Here is a 24,567-nt window from a genome sequence, read left to right as displayed (position 1 = left end):
TGTTGACTGTCACACCGCATTCGCGAGCAAGCCCGCTCCCACATTGGTTCAGGGGTGCAGCAGAGATTCCAGCAAGGCTTCGATCTCTTCGAAGCTCGGTCGCGCCAGCACATCCGGCTGGCAGCAGCGTTGTTGCAGTGCCTGCAAGCTTTCGTCACTGGCCTCAACCCGCTCCAACAACTCCCCCAGCAGCACCCCGAACGCCCGCACTTCAATACGCTGCAACGCACGGGTTTCCAGCGTGTCCGCCGTGGCATGGAATGACGCCGCGCCAAAGTCTCCCAGCAAGCAATCACCCGCTGCGTTCCACAATATATTGTGACCATACAGGTCACCATGGGTAATACCGTGCCGATGCAGGTGCGCCGCCACCGAAGCAATGCCCCGCGCCATGCGCAGTACCACGTCCAGGCTGAAACGGGTGCTGGGTTCGTAGACATCCCGCGTGCACGACGCCAGGCTCGGCAGGGCCGCGAGGTTGCGGTAACTCGGATCGATCAGCTCCATCACCAGGGCGGCCTGGTTATCGGGATGGCCGACGACCCGCCCTTCAACCTTGATCAGGTTGGGATGCAGCCCGGCAGCGATGCAGGCTTGCATTTCATGCAGCGGTGAACCGTCGCTGGTGATGGTGCCCTTGTACAGTTTGACCGCGACCGGCACCGCACGGGGTTTCCACAGCGCCTTGCGAATAATCCCCGAGGCGCCTTCGCCCAGGACTTCGCCCATTTCCAGGTCTTGCCAGGCGATGTTCGGCGTCGCCTCATCACTGCTCACCTGCACGGCCATTTCCACGGGGTTGCCGGCGTAGGCCAGCCAGGTCAGGCTCGGTAGGGTCAGCAGCCACTGCGGCAGGTGGGTGAGGCGGTTGGAGGCGATGCGGATCAACTCCAGGTTTTGGCACTGGGCCAGGTTTGGCGGCAGGTCGGTCAACTGGTTACCGGCCAACATCAACTTTTGCAGCAACGGGCGTTGGCCCAGTTCATCGGGCAACTGGCTGATGCAGTTATCGGTGAGGATCAGCCAGCGCAACTGCGGGGGCAGGGCAGCGGCGGCTACCTGGCTGATCTGGTTGGCCTTGAAGCCGATCATGCTCAGCTTGACGCACTGGCCCAGGCATTGCGGCAGTTCGGTAAAGGCGTTGTCCGAACAGAACAGCACACGCAGGTGCGTCAGGCGGTGCAGGTCGTCGGGCAGGCTGCTCAGGGCGTTGCCGGTGAGGTTGAGGATTTCCAGCGAGTCGGCCAGTTCGAAGATTTCCCGGGGGAACTCGGTCAGCCCGCAGGCCAAATCCAGGCGTGTAGCGCCGGCCAATTGGCCGGCCTTGAGTTGGGCGAGGGTATTCATGCAGGGCGCGGTGCTCGGAAGGAGGCGTAAAAGGCGCTCATGATAGCGGCTCGGGCGCGGTTTGCGGGCACGGCGTGTGCAATTGGCGCAGGCGGCTGGCGGTGCGGGCGAGGTCGATGGCCTGGCCTTCCAGGCATTTATCCAGGGGCTGGTGACCGATAAGTGTCAGTTGTTTGTCCTGGTCGTAGAGCACGTCCACCAGGTTGATAAAGCGCTGTTGCACGGCGATGGGGCATTCGGCCAGCTGCGGCAGGCCGTCGATGATCCAGTGGTCGAAGTCCTGGCACAACAACAGGTAGTCCATGACCGCCGTGAGCTGTTCGCACAGGTCGTTGAAGGTGAACGCGATGGTTCGTGCCTGATGGCCTCGGCATTGTAACTGCCGAGTGCCGACCTTCAGGGTTTGCGCCGGGCAATCTGTGGCAGGCAGGCTCAGGTTTTCACGCTGGCCAGCCGTACCTGGCCAGACGTACTGGCCGCCCGTGAAGCGTTGTTGCGCGTGGGCCTGGGCCAGGCTGCGAAAGTCCTGAGGCGCACTGACTTCAAGCACCTCCATGCGCGCGGCGATCAGCTCGATCACCGGCTTGAAGCGTTCGTGGTACAGCGGGTTGGGCAGCAAGCCTTCGGGTGGGTAGTTGGAGGTCACCAGCACCAGCACGCCGCGCTGGAACAGGGCCTTGAACAAACGGCTGATGAGCATCGCATCGCCGATATCGTGCACGTGGAATTCGTCGAAACACAGCACTCTGCAGCTGGCCAGCAGCTCGTCCAGAGTGACGCCCAGGGCATCGTCATGCTCGCGGTGCAGGAACATGCCCTGGTGCAGCCGGGCGAAGAACGTGTGGAAATGCACGCGCTGCTTCTCGGCGATGGGCAGTGCCTGGAAAAATCCGTCCAGCAGCCAGCTTTTGCCGCGTCCCACCGGGCCGTGCAGGTACAGGCTGCGCGTGGCCTGGCCGTTGAGCAGGTGTTGGGCTTCGCGATTCAGGGCGGTAATCGCCCGGATTTGCCCATCACTGAGGGTATAGCCCTGTTGTACGGCCTTTTTTTGAAAATACGCCGGGATAGGCGAGGCGTCCGAGGCGTCGGTTTTTTTACCCAGCAGGCGCTGGAACAGGGCAAGCACGGCCAAGAATAATCACTCTGTATTGCGATGGTCGTTCACTGTAGGACGCTCAATGCCATTTGACCAATAGTGAAGGGCCCCAAGCCTTGCAAACTGGCACTTTCGCGTTAACTGGCTAACCTCATACACAGTTGTCACCCCTGTATAAGGAATTGGGGCAGTGAAGGGACCAGCGGTATTGACTGTCATGGGCACGATGCTCTGCAGCACGGTGTTTGCTGCGCAACTCCAGGTGGAGGTGCGCATCAACGTGCAGCGGGGTTGCCAGTTGGTGGGCACCACCCGCAATGCGGGCATCGAGCAACTTGGCGTATTGGATTTCGGCAGCGGCCCACGTCTGGATGACCCGGCCGGCCCGCTGAGTGCGGCCCTGATCAGCCAACGCCAGCCGCGCCTGGAATGTAACCCCGACACGCCTTACCAAATGCGCGTTGACGGCGGCCTGCATGGCGGCGTCGGCGAAGTGCGTTATCTCGCCAATCCGGTGCCCTCCAGCCGGCCCATCCCCTATCGAATCTATGCCGACGCCGCGCGGCTGATCCCCTTGCCGGTGGACGTGCCGATCAGCGGCCGCGTGCCGGATACCGGCTCCGTAGACCTGCCGCTGTATGGCCGGATCGAACCGCTCAAAGACATCCCCGCCGTCGGCCGTTATTCCGACCTGCTCAAGGTCACGGTCACATGGTAAGCCGCTACCTGGCCGTGACGGCCCTGGGCGGCCTGCTGTTGCTGGCGGATGACGCGCAGGCGGCGGTGGTCAACGGCCAGGTCCACGCGCGGTTGGTGATCACTGCCAGTTGTGAAGTGAGCAAGGGCGTGGAAACCGCGCCGGTCACGCCCGAAGGCGGCACCGCGCTGTTGGACTTTGGCAGCCAGGGCCCGACGTGGAACGAGACCTTGGACGCGGCGATTTCAGATGGCGACAAGGCGCCGCTGTCGGTGTCCTGCAACCCCTCGGTGGTCAGCAGTTTCACGGTAACCATCGACGGGGGCGCTAACGGCGACGGCACCACGCGGCGCCTGAGCAATGGCCGCCAGACCATTCCCTATCGACTGTCGGCTGACCCTCAGGGGCGCAGTGCCTACAGCATCGGCCAGCAACGCAATTTCGTCGTGACCCAGGGCACCCAGGTACCGATCCCGGTATTCGGCTCCGTGGTGGCGAATACCAGGGCCCTACCGGCCGGCCTCTACACAGACACCCTGACGGTGACTCTGGATTGGTAAACCATGAGGATGGATATCATGCATGTACTTGTATCGCGAATCGGCCTCTGTGCGCTGGGTCTGGGGCTGGCGTCCAGCCTGAACGCGGCGACCACGGTGACCGGGCAGATCAGTTCCAGCCTGACCTTGATCGCCAGTTGCCAGGTCAACGGCTCTGGAGCGGCCACCGGGCTGAATTTCGGTAGCTTGAACTTCGGCACCACCAACAGCCTGTTTACCAATGCCGACGCCCAGTTGCTCGGCGGCACCGGTACCGGTGGGGCGTTGTCGATTTTGTGTTCGGCTGGCACCGCGCCAACGATCAAGGTACGTGCCGGGGCCCACGATGGCGCCTCCCCAGGAGGCACCCGTGCGCTGGCCGATGGCGTGGGTAACTTCGTGCCCTACGATTTTTACACCGACAGCGGGCGTTCCGCGCTTCTGGCGATCGACGGCGTGGTGACACTCGCCACCAGTACCGGCGTGGCGCAGACCGTCAACCTTTACGGCCGTGCGGTGGGCAAGGCGGGGCTGCCAGCGGGCACCTACACCGACACCGTGGCCGTGGAACTGACGTTCTAACGATGTGGCCCAGGGTGTTGCTCGCCATCGGCCTGGCGATGCCGTTGCCGCTGTCGGCGGTGGTCAACCAGAGCTTCCAGGTGAGTGCGACCATCACGCCGGGCTGCCTGATCGTGGGCGGCGGCGCCAACTACGGCACCTTGGCCTACGGCAGCTATTCGGCCCTGGCCACCAGCACGGTCACAGCGGCTCTCACTGGCGGCGTTACCCTGCAATGCACGCCGGGCGTGGCCCTGAGCATGAGCGTGGATGGTGGCCTGCACAGCACCACCGGGCGCAACTTGCAGCTCAACAGTGGCAGCGCGCGGGTGGCTTACCAATTGTTTCGCGATGCGGCGTTCAGCCAGAGTCTGGGCATCAGCCAGAGCGTCAGCGTGACCTACAGCGATGCGAGCAACATCAGCCTGCCGATTTACGGGCGGGTAGTTTTACCGGGCAATCAGCCTGGGGGGACGTACAGCGACACGCTGCAGGTGCAGCTGACGTGGTAGGGCTAACGGTTTTAAGGAGGGGTGTTATGGGTTGTGCTCTGCGACGGTTATGGACAACGGGTTTCGCCTTGGGGGCGTTGTGCTCGGCAGGGTTTGTACAGGCGGCCAGTTCGGTGCTGATCTGGCCCATTGACCCGGTACTGGAGGCCGACCAACAGGCCAGCGCGCTGTGGCTGGAGAACCGTGGCACCGAGACCGCCAACCTGCAGATCCGCGTGTTTGCCTGGAGCCAGAACGGTTTCGACGAGCAGTACCAGAACCAGCGCGATGTGATCGGCAGCCCGCCCGTGGCCAAAATCGAGCCGGGCCAGAAGCAACTGGTGCGCCTGACCCGCACCCGGGAAGTGCCGCCGGGACAGGAGCTGGCCTATCGCATCATCATTGATGAAATCCCCTCGGCGCTTCAGGTGCCCACGCCGCCGGAGGGCAAGAACACGGCGGCGGCGATTCGCTTTCAGATGCGTTATTCGGTGCCGTTGTTTGCCTACGGCGCCGGCCTGTGGAGCAAGGACGACGCCACCCGCCAACGTGACCCCAAGGGCGCGGGCAAGCCGCAGTTGAGCTGGCAAAAGGTCAACGTGGCAGGGCGCAACTACATCGAGGTGCACAACCAGGGCGCCGTGCATGCGCGGCTTACCGATGCGTCATTCAAACAGGGCGGGCAAACCCGGCCGTTGGTGGACGGCTTGCTCGGCTATGTGCTGCCTGGCGCGAGCATGCGTTGGCCGGTGCCGGATGCCGTATCGGCCGACCAGCCGTTGCAGGTCAGGGTCAACGGCGCGCCGCAACTGGAGAGCCTGGCGCCCAAGCGATAGCCGTTATGTAGCGCAACGGGCACGCGCCCGGGTTTTAACAGGATGGAGATGTCCATTGAAGGACACAACGCCATGGTGAGTCGTGGTTGGGCTCGGGTTTTATGGCCGTCGGTGGCAGTGGCAAGCGGGCTGTGGGGCGCAGCGATGGCGGGCGACTTGCCGCCGCCGCCCGGCAGTATGGAGGCAGTTGCCGATGCACAGCTGTTTCTGGAACTGGTGGTCAACCAGATGGACACCGGCCGCGTCATCGCGGTCGAGCAGCGCGCCGGCCAGCTGTTTGTGCCGGCCAGCGCGTTGCAGGACGTGGGCATGAAACTGCCGGGTGAGCCCGTCGGCAGTGTGGCCCTGGACCAAGTACCGGGCCTGCACAGCGACTACGACAGCAACGGCCAGCGCCTGCTGCTGGATGTGCCGCCCTCCTGGCTGCAGGAACAGTTCATCGGCAACCGCAATACCTATCCGCGTACCCAGGCCATGAGCAGCTTCGGCGCCTTGCTCAACTATGACGTGTATTTCAATGACACCGACGACGGCGGCAGTTACCTCGCGGCCTGGAACGAAGTGCGGCTGTTCGACACCTGGGGCACCTTGTCCAACACGGGGCAACTGCGCCAGACCCTGTCCGATGGCATCAGCGGCGGCACCCTCAACAATGGTTACCGACGTTACGACACCACTTGGCGTTTTTCCGATGATGAACGCCTGCTGACCTACGAGGCTGGCGACGTGATCAGCGGCTCGCTGCCTTGGAGCAGTTCGGTGCGCCTGGGCGGGGTGCAACTGTCCCGGGATTTTGCCGTGCGCCCCGACCTGGTCACGTACCCCTTGCCGCAGTTTGCCGGTGAGGCGGCGGTGCCCTCGTCGGTGGACCTGTTTATCAACGGCTACAAATCCGACAGCGCGCGACTGCAACCCGGCCCCTACACCCTGACCAACATCCCGTTCATCAACGGTGCCGGCGAGGCCGTGGTGGTCACCACCGATGCCCTGGGCCGCCAAGTGTCGACCACCGTACCGTTCTACGTCACCAGCACCTTGCTGCAACAAGGCTTGACGGATTTTTCGCTGGCCGCCGGTACCTTGCGCCGTGACTACACCCTGCGGGATTTCGGCTACGGGCCGGGCGTGGCCAGTGGCACGTTCCGCTATGGCTATTCCGATCACCTGACCTTGGAAAGCCACGCCGAAGCCTCCAGCGACCTGACCCTCGGCGGGCTCGGCGGCAACCTGCGCCTAGGCAACTTCGGTGTGCTCAATACCGCCCTCAGCCAGAGCCAGTTCGACAGCCGCACCGGCCAGCAACTGAGCCTCGGTTACCAGTACAACAGCACGCGCTACAGCTTTATGTACCAACGGGTGGAACGTCGCGACGACTATGCCGACCTGACCCTGGTCGACACCCCTTACGCCAGCCTCAGCAAGCGCAGCGAGCAGGTGACCCTGAGCCTTAACCTCCAGCGTTTCGGCAGCCTGGGCCTGGGTTATTTCGACGTGCAGGCGGCAGACGACTCGCGCACGCGCCTGCTCAACCTGAGCTGGAGCAAGCCGTTGTGGCGCAACACCAGTTTCTATCTGTCGGCCAACCGCGAAATCGGCGACAGCAACTGGGCCATGCAGGCGCAACTGGTCATCCCGTTTGACCTCAACGGCAGCCTGGCCTTGAGCGCCGAGCGCAGCAAGGACGGCGCCAGTCGCCAGCGCATCAACTACAGCCGTGCGGTGCCCAGCGAAGGCGGGGTGGGCTACAACCTCGGCTATGCCCAGGGCGATGCCCCCAGCTATCGCCAGGCCGACCTGACTTGGCGCTTGCAGTCGGTGCAGTTGCAGGCCGGCGTGTACGGCAGCAGCGAGGCCCTGACGCGCTGGGCCGATGCCAGCGGCTCGCTGGTGTGGATGGGCGGTGAAACCTTTGCCGCCAACCGCATCAATGACGCCTTTGTGGTAGTGAGCACCCAGGGTTTTGCCGGGATTCCGGTGCGCTACGAAAACCAGCTGGTGGGTCAGACCGATCGCAATGGCCATTTACTGGTGCCGTGGAGCAGTGCGTATTACCGCGGCAAATATGAGATCGACCCCTTGAACCTGCCGGCGAATGTGCAAAGCCCCAATGTGGAGCAGCGCGTGTCGGTACGCCGGGGCAGCGGTTACCTGCTGGAATTCCCCCTGCGCCGGGTGCTCGCCGCAAGCATCACGTTGGTGGACCGCCAGCACCAGGAATTGCCACTGGGCAGCCTGGTGGTGCATGAGCAAAGCAGCACCCAGGCGGTGGTCGGCTGGGATGGCCTGGTGTATCTGGAAAACCTCAGCGCCCACAACACCTTGCAGGTCACCCTGGGTGAAGGCCGCACCTGCCAGGCGACATTCGATATTGATGCGCAGCAACAGGACGTGCCCTTGATCGGGCCATTAGTCTGCCAATGAGGGCTTGAACAGGGAGTGTTCAGATGAGGGGCAGCGTAGGGTTATGTGGCGTAGGGTTGTTGTTTTGCGGGCAGGCCATGGCGGCGTGTTCGGTGGCGTCCACCGTGCCGGCCAGTTTTGGTTCGATCAGTTCGATGACGCTGCGCACCGCCGCGCAAACCAGCTCCACAACCAATTCAGGGTTGAGTTGCACTTCGGCGTTGATATCGCTGCTGGTGTCCACCGACCACTTTTACGCCACGATCACCTCGTCGCAAAGTGGCATGGTCGGGCCGACCGGTGATGTGATCAGCTACACGATTTATGGCAACAACAGCACCAGCTATCCCATCACCCGTGGCAGCCAATTCGATTTTGGCGGCGCTGGCGGCATCGCCCAGAGCATTGGCCTGATCGCAGGGCCCGGCGCCAAAACCGTGCCGTTGTACCTGAGCAGCATTACCGGCAGCAACGTCGCCGCTGGGGTGTACACCGAGACATTGAGCATCGCCTGGCAGTGGAATTATTGCTCGGGGATCGGCCTTGGCGGCATTTGCCTGGGACGTGACACCGGCAGTGGCACGGCGTCGCTGACCGTCAGCATGACCGTGACCAACGACTGCCAGATCACTGCCCCGAATATCAGCTTTGGCAGCGCGCCGGTGGTCAGTGGGTTTACTGCGGTGACCGGGCAGACCATCAACATCGCCTGCACCAAGGGCAGCGCCTATACCGTGGGCTTGAGCGATGGCCAGAACCCGGTGAGCGTCGGCGGCCGGCGGCGTATGGTTTCCGGCGGCAATTACCTGGCCTATGACATTTTCCAAAGCGCTGGCACCACGCGCTGGGGCAGTGTCGGCGCGGCGCGGCGGGCCAGTTCCACGGCCGAGGTCAACCCTGGCAACGGCTTGGGCGTCGGCAGCCAGGTGTACAACTACAACGCCAAGGTTTACACCGACCAGCCCACGCCACCGGCCGGCACCTACCTGGACAATGTGGTGCTGGACGTCGGTTTCTAGAATGGCGTCTGCAGCGCGGTGGCCTGGTCCACCGGGCTGACCATCGCATAGTTGTAGCCGCCGCCCGACCAGTAGTCGGCCTGCAAGCCATCGGCACTGCGGCTGCCGCGAGGCAGGAAACCGTTGTTCGGGCCCGGCGGGCGGATGTAGAAGCTGATGCGCCGGCCTTGCGCGTCCTGGTACAGCACCATGGCCGCCGCGCCTTGGTCGGTGGTGAGCAGGCGCCCGCTGACCGGCTTGAAACCGGCTTGGCTCAGGTCGGGCAGGCGATGGGCCTGGTTGAAATAACGGTCGAGCCAGGCCTGCATGGTGCCGCGGTCCTGGGCGTTGTAGTCGGCGGGCATGATGCCGTCCTGGGCAAACAGGCGGTAGGCCTGCATGGCGTCGGTCATCGGCAGCAGCGGGGGCTGGGTGGCTTCGCGGGCGTGCCAACCGCCAAACCCGCCGAGGCTCACGGCGATCAGCAGCAACGCCGCTGTGGCCAGGTGCCGACGGGACTGTTTCTTGATGCGCTGGCGAATCAGCGCCGGGTCCAATGCCGGGTTGTGCGGTTGTTGCAGGGCGCCGCTCAACGACGCACGCAGCAACTGTGCATCCTGTTGCCAGGCCTGTACTTGGGCCGCCACTTCGGGGTGGCTGGCCAGCCAGGTTTCAAGCACACGGCGATCAGTGTCCGGCAATTGGTGATCGACGTAGGCATGTAAATCGCGTTCGCTGGGGGGCAGGCTGATCATTTGAGTCTCCGCAGGGCAGGGCCGGTCACTTCGCCATCGCTGAGTTGACGCAGCGCTTGGCGTGCGCGAGACAGGCGTGACATCACGGTGCCGATGGGCACCTTGAGGATCTCGGCCACTTCCTTGTAGCTCAAGCCTTCGACAGACACCCACAGCAGCAGGGCGCGCTGTTCGGTGTTCAGCTGGTCGAAGGCTTGCAGGGTGGATTGGGCCAGCACCGTGCGTTCCACCGAAGGTTGCACGTCATCGCGGCCGATGAAGAATTCGAGCATGCGCGCATAGCGGCGGTTGCGGCGGTGGGCGTCGAGGAACTGCCGGTAGAGGATCGAAAACAGCCAGGCGCGCAGGTCGCCCTCGATACGTTTATCGGCCCAAGCGACTATCGCGCGCTCCAGGGTCGATTGCACCAGGTCATCGGCGCTGCTGCTGTTGCGCGTCAGGGACACGGCAAAACGCCGCAACCTGGGGATGAGTTCACGTAACTGTTCGTCGAGTTCATGCATGGGATGAGTCTACTCACTTGTGTTGAGGTAGACGTCGATCTGTGTAGCTTATTCCATGCACTGTGCAAAGAAACTTCCCCGGGTATGAGTGGGAAGCTTCTGCATAGCTTGAGAGTCTGTAATCTCGTGCGCAGCCCTCTATCCACCCTTGTATCTGTCGGTATTCAGCCGGCAGGCCAATAGTGAGAGGGTGCTCATGACGTATTCGCCGAGCGTTAAACAGTTTTTTTCCAACGCCTCGCTGGCTCATTTGCCTGCCGCGCAGCGAGTTCTATTTGAGCAATGGGGATGCGGGCCTTCAGCGCTGGCCGCCTACGCCAACGTACACCACGCCATCGAGGCACAAGCAAAGTCGGCGCCCCACGCCACAGCGGCCGTGTGCGCGGGCCAACGTATCAGCTATGAACAGCTCAACCGACAAGCCAACCGTTTGGCTGTGCACCTGCTTGCAAAGGGTGTGAAGCCGGGTGACACGGTGGGGTTGTTCGTCGAACGTTCGATCCCCATGCTGGTCGGGCTTCTGGCGGTGTTGAAGGTTGGTGCCGCGTATGTCCCCCAGGACGCCAGAATCGTGCCTACCCTGCAGTTGGGTATGGTTCTGGAGTCGTTGTCCAGTCCGGTCATTCTGACCTTGTCGAGCCTGTTGGAGCACATTCCGGCAGACGCGGCCTCCCGCTGCCTGTGTCTGGACACGTTCATTGCGCAAACCCCTTGGGTGGCTGAGAACAATGATGGCGTGTCCGCCGAGGTCAGTCCCGATGGCCTGTGCTTTGTGCTGTTTACTTCCGGAACCACTGGGCGTCCCAACGGCGTGTGTGTCAGCCACCGTAACGTGTGCAACATTCTGTTGACCCAACCTGGGCAGATGGGAATGGCGCCGGGTCGCACTGTTGGGCAGATTCTCAATATCGGCTTTGATATGGCTGCCTGGGAAATACTCGGTTGCCTGGCGCATGGCGCGACCTTGCTGATTCGCGGCAAAGATATCGCGCAGACAGCGGCCCAGTGCAACGTGTTGATCGCAACGCCATCGATACTGGCTACCCTTGACCCTTTGCAATGTCCCGACCTCAAGTACGTTGCGGTGGCCGGAGAGGCCTGCTCCCAGGCGCTTGCAGACCGTTGGGCCGGACACTGTATGTTCTACAACGGGTGCGGGCCCACCGAAACCACCATCGTGAACACGTTGCACCTGCACGTACCAGGAACACCATTGACTATCGGCAGGCCAACACCGAATAACACCGTCTATGTGCTCGATTACCAGGGGCGTGCCTGCGCAATAGGCGAGATGGGCGAGATGTGGGCCGGTGGTACGGGGGTAACGGCGGGCTATCTGAACAACAAGGCATTGACCTTGGACCGGTACCGCCCGGATCCCTTTCGCGGCGGCGATGCGGTGATGTTCCGTACGCGAGACCTTGGGCGCTGGGTAGCTGACGGCCGACTCGAACATTTAGGTCGCGTGGATGACCAGGTGAAGGTTCGCGGTTTCCGCGTAGAGCTGGACGCGGTGTCGGCAGCTTTGGAGGCCGGTGCGAACTGCATGCGCGCGGTCACGTTGAAGCTGGACAATCGTACGTTGGTGGCCTTTGTCTCCCCAGCCAACGCTGACATAGAGGCTTGCCGGTTGGCATGTCAACAGCGCTTGGCCTACTACTGCGTGCCGCAGTCCATCTACGCGGTGGAGGATTTTCCCCTGACCGCCAGGGGCAAGATCGACAAGGCACTGTTACTGCAAGTGGCCCGGGAGTCGCAGGTGGCGGCGCAAGCGGTTTTGACCCAGGGGCCTGGTCATGATTGATGCGCTGACCCGTACTGTTGTGCCGCCCAAGCCAGCGCTTTGGCGACGCTGGGCTTCACTGCCGATGTTTTCTTATTACAACCGCCTGGCTTCAGGGGTTTTGATTGGCAACGCTGTTTTTGTGCTGTTGGCTGTGGACCTGCAAGCCATTGCAGTGCAGACGCTGTCGGACATGGTGCTGATTAACCTGTCGATCGCCATCCTGATTCGCCAGCAATACCTGATCAATGGCCTGTTTTGGCTGGCGACGCGGATACCGCGTACATGGCCGCTCGGTGTGCGGCGAAGCGCAGCCAAGGTGTATCACTTCGGCGGGCTGCACAGCGGCGCAGCCTTGGCGGCCACGGGATGGTTTGCGGGCCTGGTCGGTGTGCAGGTCACGCATTATCTGCGGCAACCGGACAGTGTTTCGGCAGGCTCGTTGGGGATCAGCGTTTTGCTGCTCAGCGTGTTGCTGTTCATGGTGGTTATGGCTCAACCACGTATCCGAAGCCGCTTTCACAACGGGTTTGAACGGGTTCATCGGTTTGCCGGTTGGAGCGCGTTGCTATTGTTCTGGTGGCAAACGTTATCGACCACATCGAACCTGTCGCACAGCCTTTCGTTCTGGATGCTGGTCCTGCTGACCCTGAGCATCCTGCTGCCCTGGTTGCGGCTGCGCAAGGTTGCCGTTGAACACACGCGGCCTTCCACGCATGCCGTGATTACACGCTTGAGCCACACCTCACCATTCGCCGGTTCATCCAGCGCAATCAGCCGTAGCCCGCTGTTGGAATGGCACTCCTTTGCCAATATTTGCGCGCCAGGCGAGGCGGGTTTTCGCCTGATCATTTCCCGCGCAGGCGATTGGACCGGGGAGTTTATCGAGGACTTGCCCCGCTATGTATGGGTCAAGGGCATTACCACCGCCGGTGTTGCCAATGTAGAAACCCTGTTCAGGTCTGTGGTGTACATCGCCACAGGCAGCGGGATTGGGCCTGTCATGCCGCATTTGCTCGCAGCTAAGGTCCCTATTCAATTGATCTGGTCCACGCGTAGCCCGAGGAAGACCTACGGCGATGAACTGGTGGAGGAGATTCTGCGGGCCCAGCCACATGCAGTGATCTGGGACACCGATGAGCGCGGTAAGCCCGACCTGGTGCAGTTGGCCTATGGCGCGGTGCAAGCCTGCGGCGCCGAAGCGGTGATTTGTATTGCCAACCAGGCGTTGACTCAACGCGTGGTGCAAGAGTTGGAAGCGCGCGGGATACCCGCCCAGGGTGCCATCTGGGATTCCTGAGACAGCCTGAAGTGAGAGCGATATCAATCAAATCGTTGGAGATGCCGATGAATGTTTTAATGGAACGTCATGACCGCGTGGTCCTGATCAAGCTCAACCGCCCTGAAGCCAAGAATGCGCTGAGTTCGGCGATGATGAAGGAATTGATCGGCCATTTGGCTGCAGTGGACCAAGACCTTGGGGTCGGGTGTGTTGTGATTACGGGAACCCGCGAGTTTTTTGCGGCAGGGGCCGATATCAAAGAAATGAGCGGCAAATCCTATCTGGACATGCTCAACGAAGACTACTTCGCCGGCTGGGAAGGTTTTACCCGTTTGCGCACCCCCACGATTGCCGCAGTGACAGGCTATGCGTATGGCGGCGGCTGCGAACTGGCGATGATGTGCGACATGATTTTCGCCGCTGATACCGCCACTTTTGCCCAACCAGAAATCAAGCTGGGGGTTATTCCGGGGATGGGGGCGACCCAACGTTTGACAGGGTTGATTGGCAAGGCCAAGACGATGGATCTGGTATTGACGGGGCGGCCAATGACCGCCCAGGAAGCCGAGCAGGCGGGGTTGGTGTCTCGCGTTTACCCGGCCGCGAACTTACTGGATGAAGTACTGGCAGTGGCGGCACAAATTGCGTCCTTTTCTCGAACGGCCACCCGCGCAGCACGACAGGCGGTGGAACAATCCCTGGAGGTCGGCTTGCACGAAGGTGTGCGTCAGGAGCGTAGGTTGTTTCATGGCCTGTTCGCCACGCCTGATCAGCAAGAAGGCATGCAGGCGTTTCTTCGCAAACGACAGCCATTGTTTAACCAGCGCTAGAACGGAGTGGATCTACCAGCGCGTCTAGTACAAAAAAACTACAGTGAACGGGGAATAAGCCTACGTGAGATTCGTCTCATAACACTTTTCCCCTGCGGCCACTGGCCCTGGAGTTTTTTATGGTTGATCACTCTTTACCGCCGCGTCCGCCTCTTAGTACCGCCAGCCTGCTGGTCAGGCTGGCGTGTATTGGGGGCGTAGTGGCGGTGGTGGTAGGGGCATTTGCCTACGTCAATGGCACGCTCGACCCACAACGTCTGCGGCCAAAGACCTTAGTCAATGCCCTGGAAACCAATAACGGCGTGCATCCGGGCTTTCGCCGTAACCATGCCAAGGGCGTATGCGTGGCGGGGTATTTCGAGAGCAGTACCGAGGCCCGTGCCTATTCCAGTGCCCAGGTGTTCAGCGAGGCCAAGACCCCGATCATCGGCCGGTTTGCCTTGCCCAGCGGCAACCCCTACGCGCCGGACAGCAGTGTGCCGATTCGCAGTTTCGCCGTGCAGTTCAGCCAGGCCAACGGCCAGCAATGGCGTACGGGGATGAACAGCATGCCGGTGTTCCCGGTGGGCACGCCCGAGGCGTTCTACCAGTTGCTCAAGGCCGGCGCGCCAGACCCGGCCACCGGCAAGCCGAACCCGTCGAGCATGCCGGCGTTTTTTGCCGCACACCCCGAGACCGCGCCGTTCCTGGCCTGGGTCAAAACCGCCAAGCCATCGGCCAGTTACGCGACTGAAACCTATAACGGCATCAACGCGTTTTACCTGGTGGCTGCCGATGGCAAGCGCCAGGCCGTGCGTTGGGAGGTGGTGCCCCAGAGCCAGGACGCGGTGGGTGATACCGCACCTGCGGGCAGTGACTTCCTGGAGCAGGATTTGGTGCGACGTCTGGCTGTCGGGCCGTTGCGTTGGCAGTTGAACATGACCCTGGCCAACCCCGGCGACCCGCTGGACGATGCAAGCAAGACCTGGAGCGGCGCACACAAGGTGCTCAACGCTGGCACGCTTGTGCTGCAAAGCAGCCAGCCCCAGGCAGACGGCGATTGCCGCGATATCAACTTTGACCCGCTGATTCTGCCCAGTGGTATCCAAGCCTCCAATGACCCCTTGCTGGCCGCACGTTCGGCCGCCTATGCCAGCTCGTACCTGCGCCGGGCCGGTGAAGTCAGCCCGTTGCACAGCGCCCCTCAGGAGTCGAAGCCATGAATGCTCAACCACGGTTCTTTGCGCCCCTGGCGCGCGTGCTGCACTGGCTGATGGCGCTGATGATCATCGCCATGCTGTTTATCGGCGCGGGTTTGGCGGCGTCGGTGTCGGAGCGCCATGAGTGGCTGATCCACCTGCACAAGCCGCTGGGCATTGCGATTCTGGCACTGGTGATCGTGCGCCTGGCGGTACGTTTTTCCACGCGTCAACCGCCGTTGCCAGCGGATTTGCCGGTGTGGCAAAGGCTCGCAGCCAAGGCTTCCCATGTGCTGTTGTATGCCTTGATGCTGGTGTTGCCGCTGCTGGGCTGGGCGATGATTTCAGCGGCCGGTGACCCGGTGATGCTCAGCAGTAACCTGCAATTGCCCGCGCTGGTGGGGGCGAATGCGCCGTTGTTCGCGTTGCTGCGCAAGGCTCACGGCTATTTGGCCTATCTGCTGTTTCTCACCGTGCTGGTGCATCTGGCGGCCGCGTTGTTCCACGGTTTGATCCGCCGCGATGGTGTCTTGCAAAGCATGACCGGCAGCAAGGATTGACCGCTTCTGGTGGCGAGCGAGCTTGCTCGCGCTGGGCTGCGCAGCAGCCCCAAAACAGCCTGCTCGGTGTGTCAGGTGATCCGGCAGTGATCTTCATGGGGCCGCTACGCGGCCCAGCGCGAGCAAGCTCGCTCGCCACAAAGAGCTTGTCACAGGGCGTTAGCGCAAACGCCCGACGATATCTGCGACGCTGCTCAACACGTCCTTGCCCAACTGTTTCGAACGATCGCCTGACCAGCCAGTTCGCAGGTTGGGCGCGTCGTCGTTGTCCTTGAAGGGCATTTCCAGGGTCAGGGACAGGCAGTCGTATTTTTCTCCTACCGCGTTGCAGGCCAGGGTCATGTTGGCTTGGCCGGGCAGGTCGCGGGTGTAGCCGTGGGTGGTCTGGAAGTCTCGGGTCAGGTGGCTCAAATGGCTGCGAAAGTGTTTTTCCAGGGCTTCGATGCGCGGCGTGTAGCCGGGGTTGCCTTCGCAGCCGGCGGTGAACACGTAGGGGATTTCTTCATCGCCGTGGATGTCGAGGAACATATCCACGCCGTATTTTTCCATCTGTTGCTGGACGAACAGGACTTCCGGGCTGAGTTCCTGGCTGGCGCTTTGCCAGGCGCGGTTGAGGTCCTGGCCCATGGCGTTGGTGCGCAGGTGGCCATGGAAGGCGCCATCCGGGTTCATGTTCGGAACCAGGTACAGATCGGCGACGGCCAGCAGTTTTTTCAGTTCGTCGTCGCCGTCTTTTTGCAGGCGCTCAATCACGCCCTCCATAAACCATTCGGCCATGTGTTCGCCGGGGTGCTGCTGGGCGATGATCCACACCTTGCGCCGGCCTTCGATCCCTTTGCCTCGGCGCAGCAGTTGGATATCGCGGCCTTCTGCGCTCTTGCCGGTGGCCAGCAGGGTGATCCCGGCGTACTTCAGGGCTTGCTCGATCAGCCAATCATGGCGTTCACGGCTGTAGGGTTCGAAATAGGCAAACCAGACGTGCTTTTGCCGGGTCTGGAGGGTGATGTGCAGGATCTCGCCATCAAAGCGCGTCGGTACCCGGAACCAGTTGATATGGTCGTAGGATGCCACGGCGTTGTAGCCGCTCCAGGCATGTTTGTAGGACGAGCGCCCCGCGTTGCTCAGGCGAAAGGTATGGGTGTGCCCCACGTGCATGCCTTCGGCTTTGAAGTGGAACCATTGGTAGTGATCGCTGCGGGTGTCGGGTTTGATTGCCAGCAACAACTGATAAGCGTCGCTGGCATCCAGAACCTGGATGTTGCCGCTGTCGAAGTCGGTGCTGATCTTGATGGAGGTCAAGGCCACGGTCATAGTCTGGTTGCCTGAATATGAGTGATGTGGCGGCTATCTTACACAGGCGTTCGGTAAAACCTGGATGCAAAAATTGTTGCAGGGGGAGGGGGCGTCATCCGTGACGCCGCCGCAGCTTAGAGTCTATGAGATTGATTCTCAAGCGCTAATTCGCAGAGATACGCGCTAGAGCACTCGGGCGACTTTCTTTGGGCGATAGTCTTTTGCTACCATGCGTGCCTCAAGCAACACACAGTCTTCATTAGCCTGAAGCCACGCCAGGGAAACTGGCAAAAAAAAGACCCGGCCAAAGAGCCGGGTCAAAAACCGTGATTAGCCTGATGAGGAGATATTCCAAGAGTCCGACCTAAGGTCTCTTGGTCTATCGACTGATCTCGCGACCAGCTGAGTCCAATAATAATCATTATCATTTGCAAGTCAAATGTTTTTATCCGTGGGATAGAAATATTTTTCTTTCATGCCTGCTACGCGTTTGCCGCCGCTCTTGGCGCTTGCAACGACCGCTCCACCATCGCCTTCGCCATATCGATCAAATACACCACAGAAAATGCCAGGTCGCGCTGGTTGCCCTGATGGCTGCACGCCGACTCGTAGGCGGTAGCCGCTGCACTGCGCAACAGGTCCGAGGCATGTATCAGGGCTTCCTCCTGGCTGACTTCGGGTTTGATCGCGAACATGGTCCCGTCCGAATTCGGCGTCGACCGATTTTCTTTCAAGTAGTAGTCCAGTGCGCGCTGGGCCGCGCCACTGTTGCACATGTCGTTTACTTCAGTCAGTTCGGGTGTTTCGGGCGTTGGGTGCGTGCGGGTCGTCATAAGCGGCAGTACTCCGGTGGGTGTCGAAATCCTTGGGCTTGATGATAGTACGTATCGTATTCCTGTCGTTTTAAGGATTACTACAAACTGTTTATTGCCCGGAAAAATAAGCGCCGTATTGTGATGCGCCATGGATAACTGGATAGCGTTGGTTAAAGCCAACATGAAAGACCGCAAGGTCACGCAGGATGAATTGGCGCAGCGCCTGGGCATGTCCCAGGGCGGCATCGGCCATTGGCTCAACAAACGCCGCGTGCCGAGCCTGGCGGACATGAACCGCGTGCTGGCCGAACTGGGGTTGGGGTATTTGGAGGTGGCGCTGGAGATTCGTGAACGGGCCGCGCAAGTGCCTGAACGGGAAGCGCACTACAACCCGTATTTCCGCTACCCGGTCAGCGACTGGAAGCAGGCCTGCGAGCTGCGTGAAGAGCGTGCGCCTTATAGCACCGAGCGCTACGAATTGACCGATTACCGCGCCCGAGGCGAGGCATTCTGGCTGCCGGTGACGGGAGACGCCATGACCGCCCCCACGGGCATGAGCATTGCGGCTGGCATGATGATCCTGGTTGACCCGGCGATCGCGCCCGAGCCCGGTAAATTGGTGCTGGCCCAATGGGCTGGCAACCCCCAGGCCACCTTTCGCCAATTGCAGGAAGAAAGCGGCCAGCACTACCTGGTGCCGCTCAACCCTACTTACCCCAAGGTGCTGCTCACCGACGGCTGCCGCCTCCTGGGTGTGGTGGTGCAAGCCACGGCGAGGTTCTAGCCGGCCGATTCAAGCTCCACCAGCGCGCTGCCTTCGGCCACCATTTCACCTTCCTGGCAGAACAGCGCCTTGACCACCCCGGCGTGGGGCGCACGGATACTGTGCTCCATCTTCATGGCTTCGAGCACCACCAGCTGAGCGCCGGCTTCAACGGTTTGGCCCACCTCTACGAGCACTCGCACGATGCTGCCGTTCATCGGTGCGGTGAGGCCGCCCTGGTGAGATTGACTGGCCTCGACCGCCGCAATCGGGTCGAACAGGCTGACGGCATGCATCTCGCCGTCCCAGCGCAGGTACAGGCTGCCTTCACTGCGCACCGCCAGATGAGCACGGCGCACGCCCTGATGTTCAGTCAGCAACTGTTCGCCGCATAACTGTGCGGTGTGCCCCGCCAGCGTCACCAGCCGATCCTGCCCATTGCAACTCAGGTGCAGCGACACTTCGGCAGGCAGGCCCGCGCGAAAGCCCTGGTGACTTGCCCAAGGCCCGTCACCCACCGGCAAGCTCTGCATAAACGCCAAGCCCGCCGCCTGCCAGAACTCATCGCTCAAGGCCCCCGGCGTCGGCAACAGCTCATCCTGATAGCGCGGGATAAACCCGGTGTCCAACTCGGCCGCGGCAAACGCAGGGTGCCCGATGATGCGCCGCAAAAAGCCCAGGTTGGTCTTGAGCCCGCCGACGGCAAACTCATCCAGCATGCTCAATAAGCGCAGGCGCGCCTGTTCGCGGTCTTCGCCCCAGGCGATCAACTTGCCGAGCATCGGGTCGTAGAAGGGCGACACGCTGTCCCCTTGCTCGACGCCACTGTCCACGCGGCGCCCAGGGCCCGGGCTGGACTCGCGGTACAGCGCCAAGTGCCCGGTAGCGGGCAGGAAGTCATTGGCCGGGTCTTCGGCATACAGCCGCACTTCAATCGCATGACCGTTCAACGCGACCTGCTCTTGCGTGATTGGCAGCGCCTCGCCCTGGGCAACCCGGATCTGCCAGGCCACCAGGTCGAGGCCGGTAATCGCTTCGGTCACCGGATGCTCCACTTGCAACCGCGTGTTCATCTCCATAAAGAAAAACTCGCCACGGGCGTCCAGCAAAAACTCCACCGTACCTGCGCCCACATACCCGATGGCCTGGGCAGCGCGCACGGCTGCTTCGCCCATGGCCCGGCGTTGCTCAACACTCAGGCCCGGCGCCGGTGCTTCTTCGACAACTTTTTGATGGCGGCGCTGGATCGAGCAGTCGCGCTCATTGAGGTATAAGCAATGACCCTGTTGGTCGGCAAACACCTGGATCTCGACATGCCGCGGCTTGAGCAGGTATTTCTCCACCAGCATCTGCCCGTTGCCGAAAGACGACAGCGCTTCACGCTGGGCGGAAGCCAGGGCTTCGGCCAGTTGGCTGACGTCTTCAACCACCTTCATACCCTTGCCACCGCCCCCCGCCGTGGCCTTGAGCAGCACCGGGTAGCCGATACGTTCACAAGCGGCGCGAAAGGTCTCCAAGTCTTGGGCCTCACCGTGATAACCCGGCACCAGCGGTACGCCAGCCTTCTCCATCAGGGCCTTGGCCGCGGATTTACTGCCCATGGCGTCGATGGCCGAGGCCGGCGGGCCGAGGAAGATCAAGCCTGCCGCCTCGATGGCTCGGGCGAAGCCGGCATTCTCCGAGAGGAAGCCGTAGCCGGGGTGAATCGCCTGGGCGCCGCTGGCGTGGGCGGCGGCAATCAGCTTGTCGATTTGCAGGTAACTGTCGGTGGCTTTGCTGCCGCCCAGGTCGACGCGGATATCGGCTTCACGGCTATGGCGGGCATCGCGGTCGATGGCGCTGTGCACAGCCACGGTGGTCAATCCCATGGCCTTGGCGGTGCGCATGACCCGGCAGGCGATCTCGCCACGGTTGGCTACCAGAACGGTGGTGAGCGTGCTCATGAACGCGGCTCCTGGGTTTGCCAACTTGGCGCACGTTTTTGCAGAAACGCGCGCAAACCTTCCTGGCCCTCGGCGCTCACCCGAATACGCGCGATGGCATTTTCGCAATAGCGTCGCAAGGCGGGGGTGAGGGCACCGTTGCCCACTTCGCGCAGCAAATCCTTACTGGCACGCATGGCCGCCGGGCTGTTTTGCAACAGGTTGGTGACCCACTGATCGACCTGTTGATCCAGGCTCTGGGCCGGATAACTTTCCGCCAGCAAGCCGATCTCCCGTGCGCGCTGGCCGCCGAACCGCTCGGCTGTGAGTGCATAACGACGGGCAGCGCGTTCGCCGATGGCCTGCACCACGAACGGGCTGATCACCGCCGGCGCCAGGCCGATACGCACTTCCGACAGGCAGAACTGCGCGTCGTCGGCGCCGATGGCCATGTCACAGCAACTGATCAGGCCCAGCGCGCCCCCGTAGGCCGCGCCTTGCACCACCGCCAGCGTGGGGATTTTCAGCTTGGACAGGTTGTACATCAGCTCCGCCAGTTCCCGGGCGTCGTCCAAGTTGGTGTGGTAGTCCAGCTCGGCCGACTGTTGCATCCAGGCCAGGTCGGCGCCGGCACTGAAGTGCTTGCCGCGCCCGCGCAGCACCAGAAAGCGCAGGGACGGGTCGCCTTGTACGCGGTCAAGGGCCAGGATCAGTTCGCGGATCATCTCGGCGTTGAACGCGTTGTTCTTGGCTTCACGGCTGAGCCACAACGTGGCAAAACCACGGCGGTCGGTGATCAGTTCGAGGGTGTTGAAGTCGCTCATGCAAGGAGCTCCATGATAATGAGAGGCCTCCTGTAGGAGCGCGCCTGTTGTGGCGAGCAAGCTTGCTTGCGCTGGGGTGCGCAGCGCCCCCAAAAAAGCCGGGACTGCTGCGCAGTCAGCGGGAGCAAGCTCCCTCGCCACAACAGGCACGCTCCTACAGGTTACATGCGGAACACGCCGAAGCGGCTCGGCTCGATGGGGGCGTTAAGTGCGGCAGACAAGGCCAGGGCCAGCACGTCGCGGGTCTGCAGCGGGTCGATAACGCCGTCATCCCACAAGCGTGCGCTGGAGTAGTAGGGGTGGCCCTGGGTTTCATACTGGTCGAGAATCGGCTGTTTGATCGCGGCTTCCTCCTCGGCACTGAAACCGTTGCCGGCGCGCTCAGCCTGTTCGCGTTTGACCTGCACCAGTACCCCGGCGGCTTGTTCGGCCCCCATCACGCCAATGCGTGCGTTGGGCCACATCCACAAAAAGCGCGGGTCGTAGGCGCGGCCACACATCCCATAGTTACCCGCACCAAAGCTGCCACCGATGATCACGGTGAATTTCGGCACCTTGGCGCACGCCACGGCGGTGACCAGCTTGGCGCCGTGCTTGGCAATGCCGCCGGCTTCGTATTTCTGGCCGACCATAAAGCCGGTGATGTTTTGCAGGAACAACAGGGGGATCCCGCGCTGGCAGGCCAGTTCGATAAAGTGCGCGCCTTTCTGCGCGGCTTCGGCGAACAGGATGCCGTTGTTGGCCAGGATCGCAATCGGGTAGCCATGCAAGTGCGCGAAGCCGCACACCAGGGTCGTGCCGAACAAGGCCTTGAACTCATCGAACACCGAGCCGTCCACCAGCCGCGCGATGACTTCGCGCACATCAAAGGGTTGCTTGGCATCCGCCGGGATCACGCCATACAACTCTTCGCCGCTGTACAGCGGCGCCACCGGCGGGCGTTGCAGCAGCTCACCTTGCTTGCGCCAATTGAGGTTGGCCACGCTGCGCCGCGCCAGCGCCAGGGCGTGCTCATCGCTGTCGGCATAGTGGTCGGCCACGCCCGAGACCTTGCAGTGCACATCGGCACCGCCCAGGTCTTCGGCGCTCACCACTTCACCGGTGGCGGCCTTCACCAGCGGCGGGCCGGCGAGGAAGATGGTGGCTTGCTGGCGCACCATGATCGCTTCGTCGGCCATGGCCGGCACGTAGGCGCCGCCTGCGGTGCACGAGCCCATCACCACGGCAATCTGGGGAATGCCCTGGGCGCTCATATTGGCTTGGTTGAAGAAGATCCGCCCGAAGTGCTCGCGGTCGGGGAACACCTCGTCCTGGCGCGGCAAGTTGGCGCCGCCGGAGTCCACCAGGTAGATACACGGCAGGCGGTTCTGCTCGGCGATGGTCTGGGCGCGCAGGTGTTTTTTAACGGTCAGCGGGTAATAGGAGCCGCCTTTGACCGTGGCATCGTTGGCCACGATCATGCATTCGACGCCTTCCACCCGACCGATGCCGGCAATCACCCCGGCTGCCGGGACGTCTTCGCCATACACCTGGTGGGCGGCCAGTTGGCTCAGCTCGAGAAACGGCGAGCCCGGGTCGAGCAGACGGTTGATACGCTCGCGGGGCAACAGTTTGCCGCGTGAGGTGTGGCGCTGCTGGGCCTTGGCGCCGCCACCTTGGTGGACGTGGGCGAGCAGGCTGTGCAGGGCGTCGACCTGTTCAAGCATCGCCGCGCGGTTGGCGGAAAATTCCGCCGAGCGCGGGTTGAGCTGGGTGTGCAGGGTGGCCATGGGGCGCTCCTTCAGCGGGTTTCGTTGAACAGTTCGCGACCGATCAGCATCCGCCGAATCTCACTGGTGCCCGCACCAATTTCGTAGAGCTTGGCGTCACGCAGCAGGCGCCCGGCGGGGAATTCGTTGATATAGCCATTGCCGCCCAGAATCTGGATCGCATCCAGGGCCATTTGCGTGGCGCGCTCAGCGCTGTAGAGGATCACGCCCGCAGCGTCCTTGCGCGTGGTCTCGCCGCGCTCGCACGCCTGGGCCACCGCGTAGAGGTAGGCGCGGCTGGCGTTGAGTTGGGTGTACATGTCGGCGACCTTGCCCTGGATCAACTGGAATTCGCCGATGCTCTGGCCGAACTGCTTGCGGTCGTGGATGTAGGGCACGATCAGGTCCATGCATGCCTGCATGATCCCGGTAGGGCCACCAGAGAGCACCACACGTTCGTAGTCCAGGCCGCTCATCAACACTTTCACGCCGCCATTGAGCACGCCGAGGATGTTTTCTTCGGGCACCTCGACGTCGTCGAAAAACAGCTCGCAGGTGTTGGAGCCGCGCATGCCCAGCTTGTCGAATTTATTGCTGCGGCTGAAGCCTTTCCAGTCGCGTTCGACGATGAAGGCGGTGATGCCGTGGGGGCCTTTTTCCAGGTCGGTCTTGGCGTAGATCACATAGGTATTGGCGTCCGGGCCGTTGGTGATCCAGGTCTTGCTGCCATTGAGTACGTAATGGTCGCCGCGCTTGTCGGCGCGCAGTTTCATCGACACCACGTCAGAACCGGCATTCGGCTCGCTCATGGCCAGGGCGCCGATATGTTCGCCGCTGATCAGCTTGGGCAAGTACTTGAGTTTTTGCGCGTGGTTGCCGTTGCGGTTGATCTGGTTGACGCACAGGTTGGAGTGCGCCCCGTAGGACAACGCCACCGAAGCCGAGCCACGGCTGATTTCTTCCATGCTCACCACATGGGCCAGGTAACCCAGGCCGGCACCGCCGTACTCCTCGGGCACGGTGATGCCCAGCAGGCCCATGTCCCCAAACTTGCGCCACAGGTCGGCGGGGAACAGGTTGTCGATGTCGATCTGGGCCGCGCGCGGTGCGATCTCCTTGGCCACGAAGGACTGCACCTGGTCGCGCAGCATGTCGATGGTCTCGCCGAGGGCGAAGTTCAGGGACGGGTAACTCATGGACAGGCACCTTAATGTGAGCTTTGTTGTTGTGTGGGCGGGGCGCGGGAGGAGGGCGCTCACCTTTACGTTAACGTAAGCTTGCGTTACGGCGCTGTCAATCGTAGTTTACGTATACGTCAACCTACAAAAAAGATAACAGGGGTCGTT

General features: G+C 62.0%; 23 protein-coding genes. 13 read left to right on the top strand and 10 right to left on the bottom strand.

Translation table 11 applies throughout. From position 1 onward, the window contains the following. Positions 1–48 precede the first annotated feature (48 nt). Complete coding sequence (locus ODQ19_RS12325) at positions 49–1,347, bottom strand: protein kinase (protein ID WP_330210160.1); 1,299 nt, start codon at positions 1,345–1,347, stop codon at positions 49–51. A gap of 37 nt (positions 1,348–1,384) precedes the next feature. After that, entirely contained in the window at positions 1,385–2,479 is a 1,095-nt protein-coding gene (zapE, locus tag ODQ19_RS12320) for a cell division protein ZapE (protein WP_330210159.1), read from the bottom strand. 181 nt (positions 2,480–2,660) lie between these two features. Between zapE and ODQ19_RS12315 the strand changes: the two genes are divergently transcribed. The 7 genes from ODQ19_RS12315 (at position 2,661) to ODQ19_RS12285 (ending at position 8,986) form a co-directional block, all read left to right on the top strand. Continuing rightward, positions 2,661–3,161, top strand: a complete 501-nt coding sequence (locus tag ODQ19_RS12315; RefSeq protein WP_442962742.1) for a Csu type fimbrial protein — start codon at positions 2,661–2,663, stop codon at positions 3,159–3,161. Beyond that, positions 3,155–3,700 (top strand): spore coat protein U domain-containing protein, encoded by a 546-nt coding sequence (locus ODQ19_RS12310; protein ID WP_116665169.1) that lies wholly within the window; start codon positions 3,155–3,157, stop codon positions 3,698–3,700. The genes ODQ19_RS12315 and ODQ19_RS12310 overlap by 7 nt, the downstream gene beginning before the upstream one ends. An 18-nt stretch (positions 3,701–3,718) precedes the next feature. Next, positions 3,719–4,261: a Csu type fimbrial protein gene (locus tag ODQ19_RS12305; RefSeq protein ID WP_003192220.1), complete on the top strand. Its 543-nt coding sequence runs from the start codon at positions 3,719–3,721 to the stop codon at positions 4,259–4,261. Positions 4,262–4,263: 2 nt separating this feature from the next. Then, a complete protein-coding gene (locus ODQ19_RS12300; RefSeq protein ID WP_330210158.1) occupies positions 4,264–4,752 on the top strand; it encodes a Csu type fimbrial protein in 489 nt (162 codons plus the stop codon). Positions 4,753–4,778: 26 nt separating this feature from the next. Continuing rightward, a complete protein-coding gene (locus ODQ19_RS12295) occupies positions 4,779–5,567 on the top strand; it encodes a fimbrial biogenesis chaperone (protein ID WP_116665171.1) in 789 nt (262 codons plus the stop codon). 72 nt (positions 5,568–5,639) lie between these two features. Further along, a complete protein-coding gene (locus tag ODQ19_RS12290) occupies positions 5,640–7,988 on the top strand; it encodes a fimbria/pilus outer membrane usher protein (RefSeq protein ID WP_330210192.1) in 2,349 nt (782 codons plus the stop codon). A gap of 23 nt (positions 7,989–8,011) precedes the next feature. After that, positions 8,012–8,986, top strand: coding sequence for a Csu type fimbrial protein (locus tag ODQ19_RS12285; protein WP_178088092.1), 975 nt, complete (start codon positions 8,012–8,014; stop codon positions 8,984–8,986). Here the strand turns inward: ODQ19_RS12285 and ODQ19_RS12280 are convergent. Together ODQ19_RS12280 and ODQ19_RS12275 are read right to left on the bottom strand one after the other, a co-directional pair. Further along, positions 8,983–9,720 carry an anti-sigma factor family protein gene (locus ODQ19_RS12280; RefSeq protein ID WP_330210157.1) on the bottom strand — a complete coding sequence of 246 codons (738 nt, stop codon included), beginning with the start codon at positions 9,718–9,720 and terminating at the stop codon, positions 8,983–8,985. The two genes, ODQ19_RS12285 and ODQ19_RS12280, sit on opposite strands and share 4 nt — an antisense overlap. Beyond that, positions 9,717–10,223 carry a sigma-70 family RNA polymerase sigma factor gene (locus ODQ19_RS12275; protein ID WP_330210156.1) on the bottom strand — a complete coding sequence of 169 codons (507 nt, stop codon included), beginning with the start codon at positions 10,221–10,223 and terminating at the stop codon, positions 9,717–9,719. Before ODQ19_RS12275 ends, ODQ19_RS12280 begins: the two co-directional genes overlap by 4 nt. Before the next feature lie 196 nt (positions 10,224–10,419). Here ODQ19_RS12275 and ODQ19_RS12270 point away from each other — a divergent pair, with 196 nt between their 5' ends. The 5 genes from ODQ19_RS12270 to ODQ19_RS12250 all read left to right on the top strand — a co-directional run bounded on the left by ODQ19_RS12270 (position 10,420) and on the right by ODQ19_RS12250 (position 15,856). Further along, a complete protein-coding gene (locus ODQ19_RS12270) occupies positions 10,420–12,027 on the top strand; it encodes an amino acid adenylation domain-containing protein (protein WP_330210155.1) in 1,608 nt (535 codons plus the stop codon). Beyond that, on the top strand, positions 12,020–13,306 hold the full coding sequence (locus ODQ19_RS12265; protein WP_330210154.1) for a hypothetical protein: 1,287 nt from the start codon (positions 12,020–12,022) through the stop codon (positions 13,304–13,306). Before ODQ19_RS12270 ends, ODQ19_RS12265 begins: the two co-directional genes overlap by 8 nt. Positions 13,307–13,353: 47 nt before the next feature. Next, complete coding sequence (locus ODQ19_RS12260; protein ID WP_032896566.1) at positions 13,354–14,118, top strand: enoyl-CoA hydratase-related protein; 765 nt, start codon at positions 13,354–13,356, stop codon at positions 14,116–14,118. Positions 14,119–14,237: 119 nt separating this feature from the next. After that, a complete protein-coding gene (locus ODQ19_RS12255) occupies positions 14,238–15,320 on the top strand; it encodes a catalase family peroxidase (protein WP_330210153.1) in 1,083 nt (360 codons plus the stop codon). Continuing rightward, the gene (locus ODQ19_RS12250; RefSeq protein WP_032896571.1) at positions 15,317–15,856 is read left to right on the top strand and encodes a cytochrome b; all 540 of its coding nucleotides are present in this window, start codon (positions 15,317–15,319) and stop codon (positions 15,854–15,856) included. The genes ODQ19_RS12255 and ODQ19_RS12250 overlap by 4 nt, the downstream gene beginning before the upstream one ends. A 159-nt stretch (positions 15,857–16,015) precedes the next feature. Here the strand turns inward: ODQ19_RS12250 and ODQ19_RS12245 are convergent, their stop codons facing one another. Together ODQ19_RS12245 and ODQ19_RS12240 are read right to left on the bottom strand one after the other, a co-directional pair. After that, entirely contained in the window at positions 16,016–17,167 is a 1,152-nt protein-coding gene (locus tag ODQ19_RS12245) for a M14 family metallopeptidase (RefSeq protein ID WP_330210152.1), read from the bottom strand. Between the two features lie 464 nt (positions 17,168–17,631). Continuing rightward, complete coding sequence (locus ODQ19_RS12240) at positions 17,632–17,925, bottom strand: DUF6124 family protein (RefSeq protein ID WP_330210191.1); 294 nt, start codon at positions 17,923–17,925, stop codon at positions 17,632–17,634. Between the two features lie 187 nt (positions 17,926–18,112). On the opposite strand from ODQ19_RS12240, the gene ODQ19_RS12235 reads away from it, so the two are divergent. Then, the gene (locus ODQ19_RS12235; protein ID WP_116665180.1) at positions 18,113–18,748 is read left to right on the top strand and encodes a LexA family protein; all 636 of its coding nucleotides are present in this window, start codon (positions 18,113–18,115) and stop codon (positions 18,746–18,748) included. Here the strand turns inward: ODQ19_RS12235 and ODQ19_RS12230 are convergent. From ODQ19_RS12230 to ODQ19_RS12215, 4 genes are all read right to left on the bottom strand, one after another. Continuing rightward, a complete protein-coding gene (locus ODQ19_RS12230) occupies positions 18,745–20,670 on the bottom strand; it encodes an acetyl/propionyl/methylcrotonyl-CoA carboxylase subunit alpha (RefSeq protein WP_330210151.1) in 1,926 nt (641 codons plus the stop codon). The two genes, ODQ19_RS12235 and ODQ19_RS12230, sit on opposite strands and share 4 nt — an antisense overlap. Next, entirely contained in the window at positions 20,667–21,473 is an 807-nt protein-coding gene (locus ODQ19_RS12225) for a gamma-carboxygeranoyl-CoA hydratase (protein WP_330210150.1), read from the bottom strand. The genes ODQ19_RS12230 and ODQ19_RS12225 overlap by 4 nt, the downstream gene beginning before the upstream one ends. Positions 21,474–21,634: 161 nt before the next feature. Beyond that, positions 21,635–23,242 (bottom strand): carboxyl transferase domain-containing protein, encoded by a 1,608-nt coding sequence (locus ODQ19_RS12220; protein WP_330210149.1) that lies wholly within the window; start codon positions 23,240–23,242, stop codon positions 21,635–21,637. 11 nt (positions 23,243–23,253) lie between these two features. Next, the gene (locus ODQ19_RS12215; RefSeq protein ID WP_032896578.1) at positions 23,254–24,417 is read right to left on the bottom strand and encodes an isovaleryl-CoA dehydrogenase; all 1,164 of its coding nucleotides are present in this window, start codon (positions 24,415–24,417) and stop codon (positions 23,254–23,256) included. Between the last annotated feature and the right edge of the window lie 150 nt (positions 24,418–24,567).

Source organism: Pseudomonas sp. AM4(2022) (assembly GCF_036346515.1).
GTDB classification, from domain to species: domain Bacteria; phylum Pseudomonadota; class Gammaproteobacteria; order Pseudomonadales; family Pseudomonadaceae; genus Aquipseudomonas; species Aquipseudomonas paracarnis.
This window is presented reverse-complemented; position numbering and strand designations above follow the sequence as displayed.